Source organism: Sphingosinicella sp. CPCC 101087 (assembly GCF_004151485.1).
Taxonomy (GTDB): domain Bacteria; phylum Pseudomonadota; class Alphaproteobacteria; order Sphingomonadales; family Sphingomonadaceae; genus Allosphingosinicella.
Map to the genome: position 1 here is coordinate 123,030 of NZ_SBFF01000007.1, position 16,449 is coordinate 139,478.

General features: G+C 66.7%; 15 protein-coding genes and 2 tRNA genes. 13 read left to right on the forward strand and 4 right to left on the reverse strand.

What is annotated here, in order from left to right:
• Positions 1-10 precede the first annotated feature (10 nt).
• Together clpP and clpX are read left to right on the forward strand one after the other, a co-directional pair.
• Positions 11-649 carry an ATP-dependent Clp endopeptidase proteolytic subunit ClpP gene (gene clpP, locus EKM57_RS12370; protein WP_129792808.1) on the forward strand — a complete coding sequence of 213 codons (639 nt, stop codon included), beginning with the start codon at positions 11-13 and terminating at the stop codon, positions 647-649.
• Positions 650-736: 87 nt separating this feature from the next.
• The gene (clpX, locus tag EKM57_RS12375) at positions 737-1,993 is read left to right on the forward strand and encodes an ATP-dependent Clp protease ATP-binding subunit ClpX (RefSeq protein WP_129792809.1); all 1,257 of its coding nucleotides are present in this window, start codon (positions 737-739) and stop codon (positions 1,991-1,993) included.
• On the opposite strand, the gene EKM57_RS12380 is transcribed toward clpX, so the two are convergent.
• The 3 genes from EKM57_RS12380 to EKM57_RS12390 all read right to left on the reverse strand — a co-directional run bounded on the left by EKM57_RS12380 (position 1,994) and on the right by EKM57_RS12390 (position 6,484).
• Complete coding sequence (locus EKM57_RS12380) at positions 1,994-5,095, reverse strand: DUF3857 domain-containing protein (RefSeq protein WP_243451037.1); 3,102 nt, start codon at positions 5,093-5,095, stop codon at positions 1,994-1,996.
• Positions 5,096-5,253: 158 nt separating this feature from the next.
• Positions 5,254-6,018: a hypothetical protein gene (locus EKM57_RS12385; RefSeq protein WP_243451018.1), complete on the reverse strand. Its 765-nt coding sequence runs from the start codon at positions 6,016-6,018 to the stop codon at positions 5,254-5,256.
• Positions 6,005-6,484, reverse strand: a complete 480-nt coding sequence (locus EKM57_RS12390; protein ID WP_129792811.1) for a hypothetical protein — start codon at positions 6,482-6,484, stop codon at positions 6,005-6,007. The genes EKM57_RS12385 and EKM57_RS12390 overlap by 14 nt, the downstream gene beginning before the upstream one ends.
• Before the next feature lie 148 nt (positions 6,485-6,632).
• Between EKM57_RS12390 and lon the strand changes: the two genes are divergently transcribed.
• The 11 genes from lon (at position 6,633) to EKM57_RS12445 (ending at position 15,441) form a co-directional block, all read left to right on the forward strand.
• On the forward strand, positions 6,633-9,038 hold the full coding sequence (lon, locus tag EKM57_RS12395) for an endopeptidase La (protein ID WP_129792812.1): 2,406 nt from the start codon (positions 6,633-6,635) through the stop codon (positions 9,036-9,038).
• 154 nt (positions 9,039-9,192) lie between these two features.
• Entirely contained in the window at positions 9,193-9,468 is a 276-nt protein-coding gene (locus EKM57_RS12400) for an HU family DNA-binding protein (RefSeq protein WP_129792813.1), read from the forward strand.
• 110 nt (positions 9,469-9,578) lie between these two features.
• Positions 9,579-9,653, forward strand: a tRNA-Val gene (locus EKM57_RS12405).
• Between the two features lie 40 nt (positions 9,654-9,693).
• Positions 9,694-10,467, forward strand: coding sequence for an ABC transporter ATP-binding protein (locus tag EKM57_RS12410; RefSeq protein ID WP_129792814.1), 774 nt, complete (start codon positions 9,694-9,696; stop codon positions 10,465-10,467).
• Positions 10,464-12,008 (forward strand): ABC transporter permease/substrate-binding protein, encoded by a 1,545-nt coding sequence (locus EKM57_RS12415; protein ID WP_129792815.1) that lies wholly within the window; start codon positions 10,464-10,466, stop codon positions 12,006-12,008. Before EKM57_RS12410 ends, EKM57_RS12415 begins: the two co-directional genes overlap by 4 nt.
• Before the next feature lie 327 nt (positions 12,009-12,335).
• Positions 12,336-12,611 carry an usg protein gene (locus EKM57_RS12420; RefSeq protein WP_129792956.1) on the forward strand — a complete coding sequence of 92 codons (276 nt, stop codon included), beginning with the start codon at positions 12,336-12,338 and terminating at the stop codon, positions 12,609-12,611.
• Complete coding sequence (locus tag EKM57_RS12425) at positions 12,575-12,946, forward strand: DUF167 domain-containing protein (protein ID WP_256386888.1); 372 nt, start codon at positions 12,575-12,577, stop codon at positions 12,944-12,946. The genes EKM57_RS12420 and EKM57_RS12425 overlap by 37 nt, the downstream gene beginning before the upstream one ends.
• A 44-nt stretch (positions 12,947-12,990) precedes the next feature.
• Positions 12,991-13,067, forward strand: a tRNA-His gene (locus EKM57_RS12430).
• 29 nt (positions 13,068-13,096) lie between these two features.
• Positions 13,097-14,146: a Glu/Leu/Phe/Val dehydrogenase gene (locus EKM57_RS12435; RefSeq protein ID WP_129792817.1), complete on the forward strand. Its 1,050-nt coding sequence runs from the start codon at positions 13,097-13,099 to the stop codon at positions 14,144-14,146.
• A gap of 195 nt (positions 14,147-14,341) precedes the next feature.
• Complete coding sequence (locus tag EKM57_RS12440) at positions 14,342-14,911, forward strand: hypothetical protein (RefSeq protein WP_206185412.1); 570 nt, start codon at positions 14,342-14,344, stop codon at positions 14,909-14,911.
• Positions 14,912-14,949: 38 nt separating this feature from the next.
• Positions 14,950-15,441: a nuclear transport factor 2 family protein gene (locus tag EKM57_RS12445; RefSeq protein WP_129792818.1), complete on the forward strand. Its 492-nt coding sequence runs from the start codon at positions 14,950-14,952 to the stop codon at positions 15,439-15,441.
• Between the two features lie 16 nt (positions 15,442-15,457).
• Here EKM57_RS12445 and EKM57_RS12450 read toward each other — a convergent pair whose 3' ends face one another.
• On the reverse strand, positions 15,458-16,378 hold the full coding sequence (locus EKM57_RS12450) for a DMT family transporter (protein ID WP_129792819.1): 921 nt from the start codon (positions 16,376-16,378) through the stop codon (positions 15,458-15,460).
• Positions 16,379-16,449 lie beyond the last annotated feature (71 nt).

A 16,449-nucleotide genomic window follows, 5' to 3' on the forward strand; every position in this document is an offset into this window, starting at 1 on the left:
TCCCCCTTCCATGGACCACGAAGACATCATCGGCGGGCTCGTCCCCATCGTCATCGAGCAGTCGAATCGCGGCGAGCGCAGCTTCGACATCTATTCGCGGCTGTTGCGCGAGCGGATCGTCTTCGTCACCGGCGGGGTCGAGGATCACATGGCCACTCTGGTCACCGCCCAGCTGCTCTATCTGGAATCGGAGAATCCGAAGAAGGACATCTACATGTACATCAACTCGCCGGGCGGTGTGGTCACGGCGGGCATGGCGATCCACGACACCATGCAGTACATCCGGCCCAAGGTCGGGACGGTCTGCATCGGTCAGGCCGCTTCGATGGGCGCCTTCCTGCTGTCGGCGGGCGAGCCGGGCATGCGGGTCGCCCTGACCAATTCCCGGATCATGATCCACCAGCCGTCCGGCGGCGCGCAGGGAATGGCGACGGACATCGAGATCCAGGCCAAGGAAATTCTCCGCATTCGCCACCGGATGAACGAGCTGATGGCGAAATATACCGGCCAACCGCTCGAGGAGATCGAGCGCAACGTCGAGCGCGACAAGTTCTTCTCCGCCGACGAGGCGAGGACGTTCGGCCTGGTCGACGAGGTGTTCGAAAAGCGGCCTGTGCCGGCCGACGAGGGAGCCGCACGCGCGGCTTAACCTTTAGGCCATTGTGATTGTGATAAATTGCCGTCAGGATGGCCCCCCAGAGGCGAGGCCGGCACTGAATCGGCCTGAAGGAAGATTATGACGAAGCTCAGCGGCGGCGACAGCAAGAGCACGCTCTATTGCTCATTCTGCGGAAAGTCGCAGCACGAAGTGCGCAAGCTCATAGCCGGCCCGACCGTGTTCATTTGCGATGAATGCGTCGAGCTGTGCAATGACATCATCCGCGAGGAGACCAAGTCGGCGCTGGTCAAGACCCGCGACGGCGTCCCCACGCCGGCCGAGATCTGCAAGGTGCTGGACGATTATGTGATCGGCCAGGACCACGCGAAGCGCGTCCTCTCGGTCGCCGTCCACAACCATTACAAGCGGCTCGCCCACGGCGCCAAGGGCGGCGAGGTCGAACTCGCCAAGTCGAACATCCTGCTCGTGGGGCCGACCGGCTGCGGCAAGACCCTGCTCGCCCAGACGCTGGCACGCATCCTCGACGTGCCGTTCACCATGGCCGACGCGACCACGCTGACCGAGGCGGGCTATGTCGGCGAGGATGTCGAGAACATCATCCTGAAGCTGCTCCAGTCCTCCGACTACAATGTCGAGCGGGCGCAGCGCGGCATCGTCTATATCGACGAGATCGACAAGATCAGCCGCAAGTCGGACAATCCCTCGATCACCCGCGACGTCTCGGGCGAGGGCGTCCAGCAGGCGCTGCTTAAGCTGATGGAAGGCACCACCGCCTCGGTCCCGCCGCAGGGCGGCCGCAAGCATCCGCAGCAGGAATTCCTGCAGGTCGACACGACGAACATCCTGTTCATCTGCGGCGGCGCCTTCGCCGGCCTGGAGAAGATCATCGGCGACCGGCTCGAGGGCAAGTCGATCGGCTTCGGCGCCCATGTCGCCGCGCCGGACGAGCGCCGCACCGGGGAGGTGCTTCGCCACACCGAACCCGAGGATCTGCTGAAGTTCGGCCTCATCCCCGAGTTCGTCGGCCGTCTGCCGGTGATCGCGACGCTCGAGGACCTCGACACCGAGGCTCTGGTCAAGATCCTGCGCGAGCCCAAGAACGCCCTCGTCAAACAGTATCAGAAGCTGTTCGACATGGAGGACGTCAAGCTCACCTACACCGACGACGCTCTGGTCGCGACCGCCAAGAAGGCGATCGAGCGCAAGACCGGCGCCCGCGGCCTGAGGTCGATCATGGAGAATATCCTGCTCGACACGATGTTCGACCTGCCGTCGATGGACGGCGTCGACGAGGTGCTGATCGACAAGGACGTCGTCGAGGGCCGCAAGGAGCCGGTGCGCATCTACGCCAAGAAGGCTGAAGACGCCGCCTGATCAGGATCCGGCGCCGGCGGGGCTTACCGGCGCCAGCCCGTAGCGCTCGAACTCCCACTCGATCGCCGAATTGAGCCGGCGCGCGCGTGCAAGATCCCGGCCGCCCGCCGCAGCCTCGCTGCCACGGATTCGCGCCACGGCGCGCCCGTAGAGAGCGAACGAATTGACGGGAACTATGCCGAGAGCCCGGTCGAACTCGCGAGCGGCATCGCTCCATCGCTGCAGTCGCAGATAGACAAGTCCTCTCGCGATCATCGCCTCGTCATGCTCGGGATCAGCTTCCCGCGCGGCATTGCAGTCGCTAAGCGCCCGCTCGAGGTTGGTATCGGCTTCCGCGAGCAGCCAGCAGCGCGCAAGCTGGGCTCGGTAGTTGCCGGGATAGCGTCTCAGCCGCGCTTCGATCTGCGCCAGCGCCTCGTCATAGCGGCCGGACTTTACCAGCAGGCGCATCCGCAGCTGGTCGGTCGGCGTGTCCTCAGGCGCCAGCGTCCGTTCGACTCCCCTTGCCACCGCTGCCTCGTAGAGCTGAAGGGCGTTCCGATAGGCGTCCAGCGCTTCGGCGGGCCGCTGCAGCCGGGCAAGAAGGTCGCCTCGTTGCGCGGCGATGAAGAAGTTTGTCGGGTCTGCGGCTTGGGCGGCATCCATGGCGGCAGCTGCTTCGTCGAAACTTTCCAGGCTGACCAGCAAGGCGGCGCGTTGGATGTGCCCGAAGGCATTTCCCGGTTCGACGGCGACGACCCGGTCCGCATCCGCCAGGGCTTCATCCTCGCGATCGACCATCTGGTAGGCCCAGGAACGAAGCCCGAGCGTCGTGCTGTTGTCCGGGTCGAGCTCGAGTGATCGCGTCAGCGCGCTGATCGCATCTTCGGGCCGTTCCTGATTGAGATGCAGGAGGCCGTAGCCCTGATGAACGACGAAATCCTCGGGATCTCGGCGCATCGCCTGTGCGAGTGCGGCCCGCGCCTCATCGAGGCGTTGGAGGTCGATCAACGCGATGGCTCGATTGGCGTGAGCCGTCGCCCAATCGGGAGCAAGGGCGATCACGCGGTCGAAGTCCTCCAGCGCCGCTCGCGGACGCTCCGAATTCAGTTTCACATAGCCCGAGCTGATCAGCGCCGAGGCCGAGCCGTCCTGTCCGACCGGGCCTTGCGAGGCATCGCTGACGGCGCCGAGCGGTGCGACGAGATAGGCCTCGTCGTCCGCGATCTCGCGCAGCGCCGGAAGGCCCGCCTTCGCCTCGGCCGCCGCCAACTCGCGGGCTATGGGCTGGAAGAGCGACCGGGCGATTGCCCGGCCGTCGACGAGGCTGAGGCTGCGGCTGAATCGGACACCGGCCACGGTCCGGTCGAAATCGCCGCCATCGAGGGTGAAGCCCCGGCCTCGGTTGGGCAGGAGCACAGTCTCGACCGTTTCGATGAAGCTCTGGGCGTCGAGGGCGAACGGGACGTCGGCATGGGGCCCTTCCTGCCGCTCGAAGTCCTGATCCCAGTCGATCGTGTCGTTGTCGAAGCGGAAGCGGTAAGAAAGGGTGCCTGTATTGCGCGTCCATTCCAGCCGAACCGTTCCGCTATGGATGAGGGTGAAGGTGCCCTCGTCGGGGTCGTCGCGTATATCGACGCTCGTCACTTCCTCGTCCGAGCCGTTGATGTCGATGCTCGATTCGCGAATGCGACGGGTAAATTCGTCGCGGCCGACCTGGGACATCGCCATGCGCATGCTCAAGGCCGAATCGCCGCGCATCATCATCTCGCGCCGGAAGGAGACGGGTTCGGCTAGGCCGTTCGAGCCGTCATAGGTGATGCGGGTGCTTAGCATCGGTCGGCTGGGGGGCGAGAAGGGGATGGCCTCGAGCTCGGCGCCGCCGGCGCGCACCGGAAGACCCCATGCGAGCGGCGAGGAGGCGAGCGATTCGAGGTCCCGGTCGCCGACGTGCGTCCCGTCGAGCCAGTAGGATCGACCGTCGATCCTAGTGCGGACGATGACGTGGTTGAACGCACCCATCTGGGGAAGCAGCTGATCGAGCGTATCCCCTATCGCGACATTGACGAGGACCGGCTCCGCTTCGAGGCCGAGGCCTCTCAGCAGGGCGACGAGGGTGACGGTCTTGGCCTTGCAATCGCCGTAGCGGCGGGTCCAGGTCTCATCGGCGGTCGCGGGCAGGTAATTGCCGTTGCCCATGAGTAGGGCGAAATAGCGGACGTCGTCCTGGACGAGCCGCAGAGCCGCCATGGCACGTGACCGCGGATCGGCGTGAGCGGCCGCAATCCGGTCGATCTCCCTCCGCAGCGCCGAGTCGGGAGCGAGCTCGCTCGCGCGATCATAATGCGGCGCGATGAGCGCGCTCAGCTCGGCCCAGTCCCGGAAGGCGGTGACCTGCAAGTTGGCGGCAAGCGCGTAGCGGGCCGGCGCCTGGTCCGGCACCTCCGGTCCCTCGGCGTTGCGCAGGTCCACCACCAGCTCGGTGCCGCGCGCGGTCCTGCGGACCTCCGGTCGTGCCAGGCGCTCGCGGCCGCGCCATTGGATCGGCAGCGTCCGAGGCCAGATCTGCCGAATATGGTACCGGCCGATTGGATTGCCGTGCCGGAGCAGGAAGAAGTTCTCGCCCCCGAGCCCGAGAGTGCCGGCGCGCCGGCGAACGGTGAAGGCCAGGTTGAGCGTGTCGCCGATCTCGAGCCCCTCGGCCTGCATCACGGCGGTCAGCGTGCCGTCGAGCATCGCCGCCTCGAGATTGTTCTCGCGCCGCAGGACGGTGAATTGATGGCCCTGCGCCAGCAGGTCGATCACCGTCGCCCCGCGTCGGATCTGCACCTTGTGGATGATCAGTTCGCTATGGTCCGGCTGCCAGGGCAGGACTATGTTCCCGACCCCCTGCAGGCCCGGCATCGTCTGGACGAGGGTGGCCATTTCCATGAAATGATCGACCTGCTCGGGGCCGTAGAGGGATTGGGCTGTGATCAGCAGGTTCTGGACATGGCGGTCGCGCAAGGCCGGGTCTGCCTCTGGAATGTCCAGTCTCTCGACCCACTCGGGAATCGGAGCGATGGTCGGCTCGCGCGCGGCTGGGGCGGGTGCCGCCGCAAGCAGCAGCGCCCAAAAGGCCATGATCAACGACCGCAATTTCGCCCCCCCGGAATAGTCCCCGCCAGCAGGATGACTTGGTCGGCGCAGATTTCAAGCGATGTGTCGCTAAATCGAGCGGCCGGTGGGGAGACTTGTCGAGGAAAGGGACGACGAGGTCCCGCCTCGCTGGAACGGTGCCCCTACTTCGTGTCCGCGGGCGCGGACCGCCTTGCGCCGGCCTGCCACGGCACGGTGGCGACATTATAGTCGTTGACCTGGGCCTGGGTCAGGCAGCGGCGGGTTTCGCGATTGCTTGCATCGGCCACCGCGGAAGTCTGGTACATGACTTCGGTGAGCAGCCGGCGCGAAATGCCCATGCGTATCAGGAAGTCGTTGTCCTCGCTGGCGAGCAAGGCGGACTGTTGCTCGATCTCGCCGATCAGGCTGACCGTATTGTCCTCGCCCTGCGCAACCTCCCGACGAATCACGTCCCGATTCCCCGTGTGCGTGAACATGTGAACGATGAAGAGACCTCCGTCGTCGACATAGCGGGCCATGCCGCCCATGAACATGAAATTACAGGCGGAGAAGCAGGCCCAGCCGCTCGGAATGCGGGTTACCATGCCGTTGTCGCGGATCAGGCGGCCCGCTTCGTTTCCGATCCGCGCGTTTCCGCCGGGCGAACGAAGCCAAATCTCTGCAATGTCTGGATTGCCGTCAAGCGCCGCCTGGAGGCGGGGCACCACATTGTCGTCGATGACGCCTTCCGCAAGCAGGACGCGGCGACCTTCCACCTGCTGTGGCGTGAACCGCATCTCGCGATAGTTCGACCAGTTAGGGCTGGCCGGACAGGTGGGATTATCCGGATCCATGGCCGTCTGCGCGACGGCCGCCTCCGCCCCGATCAGCGCAGCGGCGGACGCGATGGAACCGAAGAGGCGGAAGAGGCGCCTAGACGCGGACATAGCGGTTCGAAGGCGGCCGCCGGCACATCTGCTTCGGCGCGCGCGTCTCCTCGCCGTCCACTATGACAATATCGGTCACGGTCATGCAATTGTCTTCGACCGCGGTGACGGTCGAGGCGCCGCGAACGCCAGGACGGCTTTCGCTTTCCCATTCGGCCGTCGCGCCGACCTCGCCGCGCTGGACCGCCTGCTCGGTCGCCTCGGCGGCCTTTTCCTGCTCCTGACAGTCGAGCATGTTCATGATCGCGTCGCTGAGCATGTCGGTGAACGGGATTGCGACGGCGGCGGCTCCGCCGAGACGCCCCAGCGCGCCGCTGGCCAAGCCGCCCAGCAGGCCGCGCGCGACCGATCGGCCGGGGCTGCTGCTCGCCTGGCATTCCTCGCCAGTGAGGCTCTGCGCGGCAGCGCCCGTCGGCACGGCGAACAGAAGGAGCAGCGGAGAAAGAAGAAATAGGACGCGTGACATCGCTGGCACCCTCTCACTCGGACGCCGGAGATTAGACCTGCGACCGACGGGAATCAATGCCGCAGGCCGTGCTTCGCGGACGATGAACCGCCCGCATTGATGCCGTCCGGATATCCCCCCATATAGACGGCAAGAGAGTGGAGTATCCATGAGCACAAACTATCCCCTTCTGCCCCTGCGCGACATCGTCGTTTTCCCCCACATGATCGTCCCCCTCTTCGTCGGGCGCGACAAATCGGTGGCGGCGCTGGAAAGCGCGATGGCGGCCGACAAGAACATCTTCCTCGTTGCCCAGCTCGATCCGGCCGAGGACGATCCCGATCGAGACGCACTGTACGACCTCGGCGTGGTCGCCACCGTCCTCCAGCTCCTGAAGCTGCCCGACGGCACCGTGCGGGTGCTGGTCGAGGGCCGCCAGCGCGCGTCCCTGAAGTCGCTGAACCACGAGAGCGGCCATCTCTCCGCCGAAGTCGAGCTGATCGACACGGCAGAGCCCGAAGGCCCCGAGGTTCTGGCGCTGATGCGCTCGGTCATCGAGCAGTTCGAGAATTACGGGAAGTTGAACCGCAAGCTGCCCGCGGAGACCGCCGTTCAGCTGGGCCAGATCGAGGAGCCCTCCAAGCTCGCCGACGCGGTCGCCGCCAACATCAACATCAAGGTGGCCGACAAGCAGGCCCTGCTGGCCGAGCTCGATCCCGTGCGCCGGCTGGAGATGGGCTTCGCCTTCATGGAAGGCGAGCTCGGCGTGCTCCAGGTCGAGAAGAAGATCCGCTCGCGCGTCAAGCGCCAGATGGAGAAGACCCAGCGCGAATATTATCTCAACGAGCAGCTGAAGGCGATCCAGCGGGAGCTCGGCAATGCCGGCGAGGAAGGCGAGGGTGACGAGCTTGCCGAGCTTGCCCGGAAGATCGAGCGCACCAAGCTCTCGAAGGAGGCCCGCGGCAAGGCCCAATCGGAGCTGAAGAAGCTGAAGGCGATGGCTCCGATGTCCGCCGAAGCGACGGTGTCGCGCAATTATCTCGACGTTCTGCTCGGACTGCCCTGGGGCAAGAAGTCGAAGCTGAAGCACGACATCAAGGAAGCCGAACGGATCCTCGACGAGGATCATTATGGCCTCGAGAAGGTCAAGGAGCGGATCGTAGAATATCTCGCCGTCCAGGTCCGCACCAACAAGCTGAAAGGCCCGATCCTGTGCCTGGTCGGCCCGCCGGGCGTCGGCAAGACCTCGCTCGGCCGCTCGATCGCGCGCGCCACGGGTCGCGAGTTCGCCCGCCAGTCATTGGGCGGCGTGCGCGACGAGGCCGAGATTCGCGGCCACCGGCGCACCTATATCGGCTCGCTGCCCGGCAAGATCGTCACCAACCTCAAGAAAGCGGGCACCTCGAACCCGCTGTTCCTGCTCGATGAGATCGACAAGCTCGGCCAGGATTTCCGCGGCGATCCTGCCTCGGCCCTGCTCGAAGTGCTCGATCCGGAGCAGAACAGCCGGTTCCAGGATCATTATCTCGAGGTCGATTACGACCTTTCCGACGTCATGTTCGTCACCACGGCGAACTCGATGGACATGCCGCAGCCGTTGCTCGACCGCATGGAGATCATCCGCCTCGAAGGCTATACGGAGGACGAGAAGGTTGAGATCGCCAAGCGCCACCTGATCCCGAAGCAGATCGAATCGCATGGCCTGAAGGAGGGCGAGCTCACCCTTACCGAGGAAGGGCTTCGCGCGCTGATCCGTCATTACACCCGTGAAGCGGGCGTGCGCACGCTCGAGCGGGAGATCGCCAAGGTGGCGCGCAAGGCGCTTCGGCAGATCCTCGAAGGCAAGGCCGAGAAGATCGAGGTCACCCCCGGCAATCTCGGCGACTTCGTCGGGGTGCGGAAGTTCCGCCACGGCATGAGCGAGGAAGAAGACCAGATCGGCGCGGTGACCGGGCTCGCCTGGACCGAGGTAGGCGGCGAATTGCTGACCATCGAAGCGGTGACCGTTCCCGGCAAGGGCCAGATCCGGACCACCGGCAAGCTTGGCGACGTGATGCAGGAGTCGATTCAGGCGGCTTTCTCCTTCGTGAAGGCGCGCTCGCCCAGCTACGGCGTCAAGCCGAGCCTGTTCGCGCGCAAGGACATCCACGTCCACCTTCCCGAGGGGGCGGTGCCGAAGGACGGCCCGTCGGCAGGCGTCGGCATGGTAACCGCGATCATCTCGACCCTGACGGGCATTCCGGTGCGGCGCGACGTGGCGATGACCGGCGAAGTCACGCTGCGTGGCCGCGTGCTGCCGATCGGCGGCCTCAAGGAGAAGCTGCTCGCGGCGTTGCGCGGCGGCATCACCAAGGTGCTGATCCCGGCCGAGAATGAGAAGGACCTGGTGGAGATTCCCGCCAACATCAAGGAAGGGCTGGAGATCATTGCCGTCTCCCACGTCGACGAGGTGCTGGCCCAGGCTTTGGCCACCCCCGTCGTGCCGATCGACTGGACCGAGGCCGACGAGCTTGCGGCGATTCCGCCCTCCGAGCTCGGCACCGGATCGGAAGACCGGCCGGGCGTGCGCCACTGAGATTCGGCAAGGCCGGGAGGGCTCCCCCGGGGGCTGCTCCCGGCTTTTTCAGGTCGGCGAGCCTCTTTCCTTTTGACTTCGGTCCCCCTCCTGGCCTTTAAAAGGCGTTCCGGCGAGGGCCGGGGCGTCATCGGGTAGCAGGGGTTCGGGAGACATGAACAAGCAGGAGCTTATCGGCCACGTCGCAGAAGTGACGGGCTTCGGCAGGGCGGACGCTTCCCGGGCCGTCGAAGCGGTCTTCGACACCATCTCGGGCGCGCTCAAGCGCGGCGACGAAGTCCGGCTGGTCGGCTTCGGCACCTTTTCCTGTTCCCGGCGCAAGGCCTCGACCGGGCGCAATCCGCGAACCGGCGAGCCGATGCAGATCAAGGAATCGACGCAACCCAAGTTCAAGCCCGGCAAGGGCCTGAAGGATGCGGTCAACGCCTGAGCCCCGCTGGACAGGGTATCGCACCGCCGCTATTGACCGCCGGCTTCGGCGGTATCATCTGCCGGCATCCCGACCGGACCGCCACATCCGGACGGGTTTCTTCGAGGCGTGGGCGCGTAGCTCAGTGGTAGAGCACTGTGTTCACACCGCAGGGGTCGCAAGTTCAATCCTTGCCGCGCCCACCACGCCTTCCATCTTCTTCCCGTGCGGTCGGGCAACGGTCCGGTGACCGACAGCGGTCCGCGCGTGGCGCTGGAGGGCGTAACCCGGCGCCGCGGCGGTCAGCTCGTCCTCGACGGCATCGACCTGTCGATCGCCGCGGGCGAATTCGTCGCGCTGATCGGCCCCTCGGGCTCGGGCAAGACCACTTTGCTCAAGGCGATCAATCGCCTGGTCGAGCCGGACTCGGGGCGAATCCTGTTCGACGGACGCGAGGTGCGCGACCTTGGCCTCGCCGAGCTGCGGCGCGGCATCGGCTACGTTTTCCAGGGCATCGGGCTTTTCCCTCACATGACGGTCGGGGAGAATATCTGGCTGGTTCCCAGGCTCGCCGGGGCTCCTGGGCAAGAGCAGGAGGGGAGGGTCGCCGAGCTGCTCGACCTCGTCGCCCTGCCGTCCGGATTTGCCCACCGGCTGCCGCGATCCCTGTCTGGCGGCCAGGCGCAGCGCGTCGGCGTCGCCCGGGCGCTTGCCGCGCGGCCGCGGCTGATGCTGATGGACGAGCCATTCGGCGCGCTCGATCCGGTCACCCGCGACGAGCTCGGCGCCGCCTATCGTGCCCTGCACGACCGGCTCGGCCTCACTAGCCTGATGGTCACCCACGATCTTGCCGAGGCGCTGCTGCTCGCCGACCGGATCATCGTTCTTATCGAGGGCCGGATTCGGGCCGACGCGCCGCCGGCGCGACTCGCCGACGTCGCCGATCCCGAGGTCCGCCGCCTTGTCGACGTGCTGCGCCGACAGGCGGAACGCGTCGCTGCGCTGACGGGGCCGCAATGAGCCCATCGCTGGCCGAAGCGGTGGCCGAGCTGCCAGTCCTGCTGCGCGACCATCTGCTCGTCAGCGGCTGCGCCATCATGATCGGCGTGGCCCTCGGCCTTCCGCTTGCCGTCTGGGCCGCGCGCGACGATCGCGCCCGCCGGCCGCTGCTGGCGCTGGCGGGTCTTGTCCAGACCGTGCCGGCGCTGGCCCTGCTTGCCCTCTTCTATCCGATGCTGCTCATTGCCGCCCAGGCGAGCGGGCTCGCCATCCCGGCGCTCGGATTCCTCCCAGCTTTGCTGGCGCTCAGCCTCTACGCCTTGCTGCCAATCCTTCGGAACGGCATCGCCGCCCTGCGCAATCTCGATCCGGACCTCATCGAGGCGGCCGACGGATTGGGCATGACCGGTCGCCAGCGCCTGAGGCTGGTCGAACTGCCGCTCGGCGCGCCGGTCATCCTCGCCGGCATCCGTACCGCATCGGTGTGGACGATCGGCGCGGCGACTCTCGCGACGACGGTCGGCCAGCCGAGCCTCGGCAACCTCATCTTCTCCGGCCTCCAGACCGAGAATTGGGTGCGCGTGCTAGTCGGCTGCGCCGCGGCGGCTGGGCTGGCCCTCGTGGTCGATGGGCTGCTCGGCTTGGTCGAGACCGGCCTCGCCCGACGTTCGCGCCGCCGTGTCGGTCTTGGGCTGGCAGGGATCGCCGCTGGTCTGGCCTTCGCCGTGGCGCCACTCCCGGCGACCGGCCCGGCCACCGAGACGATGATCGTCGGCGCAAAGAACTTCTCGGAGCAATATATTCTCGCCAGGGTGATCGAGCAGCGCCTGGAAGCGGCCGGGCTGCGCACGGGGCGTCGCGACAATCTCGGATCGACGGTCGCCTATCAGGCGCTCGCCGCCGGCGATGTCGCCGTCTACGTCGATTACGCCGGAACCTTGTGGGCCAACATCCTCGGTCGCCGGGACACGCCGCCGCCGGAGGAAATGCGGTCGGTGCTGGCCCGCGAGCTTCGGGCGCGCGACGGCGTGCGGCTGCTCGGCGCGCTCGGTTTCGAAAATGCCTATGCCCTCGCCATGCGCCGCGACCGGGCGGAAGCACTCGGGATCCGCACGCTGGACGATCTCGCCCGGCACGCGCCGCGGCTGCGCCTCGCGGCCGACCTGGAGTTTCTGAGCCGCCCGGAATGGCGCGCCGTGCGCGACGCCTACGGCCTCACCTTCGCCGAGCAAAGGTCGTACAGCCCGACCTTCATGTATCGCGCGATCGCCGGCGGGTCGGCCGAGGTCATCACCGCTTTTTCCTCGGACGGCCGCATCGCCGCTCTGGATCTGGTCATCCTGGCCGATCCCCGGCGCGCTTTGCCCAGCTATGACGCCCTGCTGCTGCTGGCGCCCGATCATGCCGACGACCTTCGCCTGGTCGGCGCCTTGAGACCCTTGATCGGCGCCTTGCCTGTCGACCGGATGCGGCGCGCGAACTTGATGGTCGATCGCGACGAGGACAAGAGGACGCCTGCCGAAGCCGCGTGCTGGCTGGATCCGGAGTCCTGCCGCCCCTGACCGGTGCAGGGCAGGGGTATCGAGGCTCGGCGCCGTTTTCACGATCGGCGGAAGCGGTGCAGATACAGGCGCTCGGGCGAACCTTTTTTCGAGCGGAACCGCTCACGCCTGAGGTTGAGCGGGAAGCACGCGGCATGGGCCGACCGGCCTGCGGGCCCGGGCGATCCACAACTCGCTTAGGAGCGACCCAATATTCTCCTTTCTGTCGCATTTCCCTGCCGTTAACCATGACGTGGCTATAACGAAACCGTAATTGGGTGGAGACGTTGAATCGGGAGATGAGCCAGACTGGCTGAAAGGAGTAGGCAGGTGCGTGGAGAGCAAGGTATGCGCGTTTCCGATGCGGACTTCCGGCGGCAGATCGAAGGCTACGGCCTCAGCACGGTCGAGATAAGCTATTACATGCCTGACCATCCCATGCTTCTGCAGCTCTTCGTCTGGCAGCATTACGACGTCGCGCCTCAATTCCCGGTTCTTCGCGACTTCCTCGACCATTGGCGCCGCGAAGTCGAAGCGGCACTCCACTCCGTCCGGGTCGCGCACAAGCATCTGATCGGCCCGGCCGAGTGGCGCGCCGTGGACGGCGTGATCACGATCAATTGAGCCGCGGCGGCGCCGTACCCTTCACGGCCGAGGACGGGAGCGTCCGACTCCATGTGCGGGTGACCGCACGGGCCGCTCGCAGCGCCATCGCCGGCCAGGTGGACGTGGGCGGCGGTCGCACGGCGCTCTCGGTCAGGCTCGCCGCGCCGCCGGTGGCCGGCGCCGCCAATCGTGCCCTTGTCGCCTTCCTCGCCTCCTGGCTTGGCGTGTCCGGTTCGGCGGTTCGGATCGTCGCGGGCGAGAAGTCGCGGCTGAAGACCGTCGCGGTCGCCGGCCTCGACCTTTCCGAGCTCGCCGGACGCCTTCCCGTGGCGGCGGCACCCAGCCGTCCTTGACCTTGGGGTGGGGGCGCTCCTATGTGCCCTCCGCATCCATTACGGCGATCGTAGCTCAGCTGGTTAGAGCATCGGTTTGTGGTACCGAGGGTCGCGGGTTCAAGTCCCGTCGGTCGCCCCATTTCTCCTAGTCTGAGCAGGATCTTCCGAATGGACTCGCTGTGGGATTTTCCCGACTTCGACGGGCATGAGCTCGTGCAGTTCGTTACCGATCGGGAAAGCGGCCTCACTGCCCTCATCGCGATCCACTCCACCCATGTCGGTCCCGCCGCCGGCGGCGTGCGCGTCTGGCATTATGCCCGCACGGGTGACGCCGTCGTCGACGCGCTGCGCCTGTCGCGCGGGATGAGCTACAAGAATGCGATGGCGGAGCTTCCGCTCGGCGGCGGCAAGGCGGTGATCCTTGCCGACGAGAATCGCAGCAAGACGCCGGAAATGCTCGCCGCCTTCGGCCGCGCCGTCGAGCGGCTCGGGGGCCGTTACGTCACTGCCGAGGATGTCGGCATGTCGGTCAGGGACATGGTCGCGATCTCGCGCGAGACGCGCTACGTCGCGGGCCTGCCGGCGAGCGAGGGCGAGGTCGGCGGCGATCCTGGCCCCCATACCAGCTACGGCGTCTATCTCGGCGTTCGCGCTGCCGCGAAGCGCGCGCTCGGAAAGGACAGTCTGGCGGGGCTGCACCTTGCCATCCAGGGCGCCGGCAGCGTGGCCGGCGGTCTTGCGCGCCGTGCGGCGCAGGACGGCGCGCGAATCAGCCTCGCCGACATCGATGCGGACCGCGCGGAGCGGCTCGCCGCCGAGGTAGGCGCTAACGTGGTCGCCCCCGATGAGGTGCTTTTCCTGGAGGCCGACATCGTCAGTCCCAACGCGCTCGGGGCGATCCTGGACGAACGGAGCATTTCGCGGCTGCGGGCGCCCGTCGTCGCCGGCGGCGCCAATAATCAGCTTGCCACGCCCGAGGACGGAGACCGGATCCACCAGCGCGGCATCCTCTATGCGCCCGACTATGTCATCAACGCCGGAGGCATCATCAACGTCTCGACGGAATATCTGCGCGACGGGGACGAATCGGCGGTGCGCGAGCGGATCGAGCGCATTCCCGGCCGGCTCGAACGCATCTGGGACGAGAGCATCGCCACCGGCCGCAACGCTGCCGCCGTCGCCGACGACATGGCCCGCCGCCTGATCGGGCGCGCCTGAAACCAGGCAGCTGACGATACCGCTGCAGGCGGGGATCCGTATTGCGCGCCGGACCCGCCCCTGCGGCGCCGGCGTTCGTCGGCGGCCGTGCGTTTGGACGATCAGTTTCCCGCCTTTGCCGAAAAACCCGCCGCCAGCGCGGCTTCGGGTGCAAGGAGGCACGGCCGATGCTCGGCCGACGACAAGGGGGCAGCTATGGCCAGGCGATGGCCGATACTTTTCCTGTGCGCTTCGACCGCCGCGCTCCAGCCGTCGGCCGGCTATGCGCAGGCGGAGAATTCCGCGGATCGGTCCGCAACGCCGGACGGGCAACATGATTTCGATTGGGAGATCGGCACCTGGACGACCCACGTCAGAGTGCTCCGCAACCCACTGTCCGGATCGGACAGCTGGGTGGAATATGAAGGCACGAGCGTTGTTCGCGAATTATCGAACGGGCGCGCCAACATTGTCGAGCTCTCGGTCCAAGGGCCGGCAGGACGTATCGAAGGCCTGTCCCTGCGCCTCTACGATCCGCGATCGCGCCGCTGGAGCCTCAATTATGCCAGCCTGGCCTCGGGCGCCCTGGGTCCGCCGGTCGTCGGCGGTTTCCGGGACGGGCGCGGCGAGTTTCATGGCCGCGAGACGCTCGACGGCCGCGAGATCCTCGTTCGTTTCGTCATTTCCGACATCACGCCCAGTTCCGCCCGGTTCGAGCAGGCCTTCTCCGCCGATGGCGGAGAGACCTGGGAGTTGAATTGGATCGCAACCGACACGCGCCGCTGAAGCCTGTCGCTCCCCTTGAGGAGCAAGGAACGAAGATCATGCACGATGAAGCCGCCGATACGGATCCGGTACGCCGAACCCTCTTGTCGATGATGACGATGGCGCCGGCATTTGCCGCGGGCATGTCCGGCGCCGGCGCACCGGCCCGGGCGGCCATCGGCGAGGCGCCGACCGGTCTTGCCGATGCGATCGAGGCCTATAACCGGGCGACGACGAGCAACGACGTCGCAACGCTCGCTGACCTCGTCACCGAAGATTACATGCTCGTAAACTCGGACGCGACGGTCCAGGACAAGGCCTCCTATCTTGCCGACTTCGAGGTGCAGGGCTTCAAGATCGACGCTTACGAGGTCGAACAGCCGGTTCAGCGGACCTATGGCGACGCAGCCTTCACCGCCTGGCTGATGAGGCTGGGGTGGACACAGGAGGGGCTGCACCAGAGCCGTCGGCTTCGGATCGTCCATGTCTGGACCCGGCAGGAGGGGCGCTGGCGCATCGCCTTCACCCAGCTTACCCGGGCCCCCGAATGAAGGGGAAAGCCGGCGCTCACCCTTGCAGCGGAGGCAGATGCGGCTTTTCGCGCCCGAGCCGGTGCTCGCGGTAGATGGTGTAGAGGCCGCTGGCGACGATCACCGCGGCGCCTGCCCAGGTCGTGCTGGGCGGATGCGTGTTCCAGATCAGCCAGCCGAGCATCACCACCCAGATGAGCTGGCCATAATCGAGCGGGACCACGACCGACACCGGCGCGAAGCGCAAGGACGAAGTCAGGAAGAGTTGTCCGATTCCGCCCGAAAGCCCCAGGCCCGCGAGGATGAGCCACTCGCGTGACGAATGGTCCTCGCCGTAGAATGGGAGCAGAAAGCCCGACGCGATCATCGACAATGCGGTGAACCACAGGACGATGGTGGGCGTGCTCTCCGTGCGGCCGATCTGGCGGAGGGTGATGGTGACCGCGGCCACGCCCAGCGCGCCGCCGAGCGCCAAGGCGAGCCCGATCGGGGGCAGGTCGGACCCGGCCGGCTGCATGACGATGACGACGCCGGCGAAGCCCAGCGCGACGGCGCTCCAGCGGTGGCGCCCGACCGGCTCGGACAGGAGGAGCGCAGAAAGCAGGACCGAGAAGAGCGGCGCCGCAAAGCTGATCGTCGTCGCCTCGGCAAGCGGCAGGAAGGCCAGGGCGCTGAACGCCATCACCATGGTCGTGAGCCCGATGACGCTGCGGGTGACGTGGGCGAGCGGGCGGCGCGTCCGCCATGCACCGAAATTGCCGGTCCAGGCCATCCAGGCGAGCAGGGGCGGCATACCCAGGGCGAAGCGGTAGAAGACCAACTCGGGCAGAGCGATTCCGGCTTCGTGGCCGAGCTTGATCATCGCCGCCATCACCGCGAAGCTCAAGGTCGCCCCGATTCGGCAGCCGATGCCGAGGAGTCGATTCTGCTCCGGCGGGTTCGGGAGGACGGTAGCCATGGACCGGCTTCCAGTGCGCGACCGGCGGTCAAAGCTCAAGGTGGGGCGCCCTGCGCATGCGCCTTTCGCGT

Coding starts and splice junctions, on each gene's coding strand:
- clpP (WP_129792808.1), top strand. CDS start 11: ATGGACCACGAAGACATCATCGGCGGGCTCGTCCCCATCGTCATCGAG.
- clpX (WP_129792809.1), top strand. CDS start 737: ATGACGAAGCTCAGCGGCGGCGACAGCAAGAGCACGCTCTATTGCTCA.
- EKM57_RS12380 (WP_243451037.1), bottom strand. CDS start 5,095: ATGGCCTTTTGGGCGCTGCTGCTTGCGGCGGCACCCGCCCCAGCCGCG.
- EKM57_RS12385 (WP_243451018.1), bottom strand. CDS start 6,018: ATGTCCGCGTCTAGGCGCCTCTTCCGCCTCTTCGGTTCCATCGCGTCC.
- EKM57_RS12390 (WP_129792811.1), bottom strand. CDS start 6,484: ATGTCACGCGTCCTATTTCTTCTTTCTCCGCTGCTCCTTCTGTTCGCC.
- lon (WP_129792812.1), top strand. CDS start 6,633: ATGAGCACAAACTATCCCCTTCTGCCCCTGCGCGACATCGTCGTTTTC.
- EKM57_RS12400 (WP_129792813.1), top strand. CDS start 9,193: ATGAACAAGCAGGAGCTTATCGGCCACGTCGCAGAAGTGACGGGCTTC.
- EKM57_RS12415 (WP_129792815.1), top strand. CDS start 10,464: ATGAGCCCATCGCTGGCCGAAGCGGTGGCCGAGCTGCCAGTCCTGCTG.
- EKM57_RS12420 (WP_129792956.1), top strand. CDS start 12,336: ATGCGCGTTTCCGATGCGGACTTCCGGCGGCAGATCGAAGGCTACGGC.
- EKM57_RS12435 (WP_129792817.1), top strand. CDS start 13,097: ATGGACTCGCTGTGGGATTTTCCCGACTTCGACGGGCATGAGCTCGTG.
- EKM57_RS12440 (WP_206185412.1), top strand. CDS start 14,342: ATGGCCAGGCGATGGCCGATACTTTTCCTGTGCGCTTCGACCGCCGCG.
- EKM57_RS12445 (WP_129792818.1), top strand. CDS start 14,950: ATGCACGATGAAGCCGCCGATACGGATCCGGTACGCCGAACCCTCTTG.
- EKM57_RS12450 (WP_129792819.1), bottom strand. CDS start 16,378: ATGGCTACCGTCCTCCCGAACCCGCCGGAGCAGAATCGACTCCTCGGC.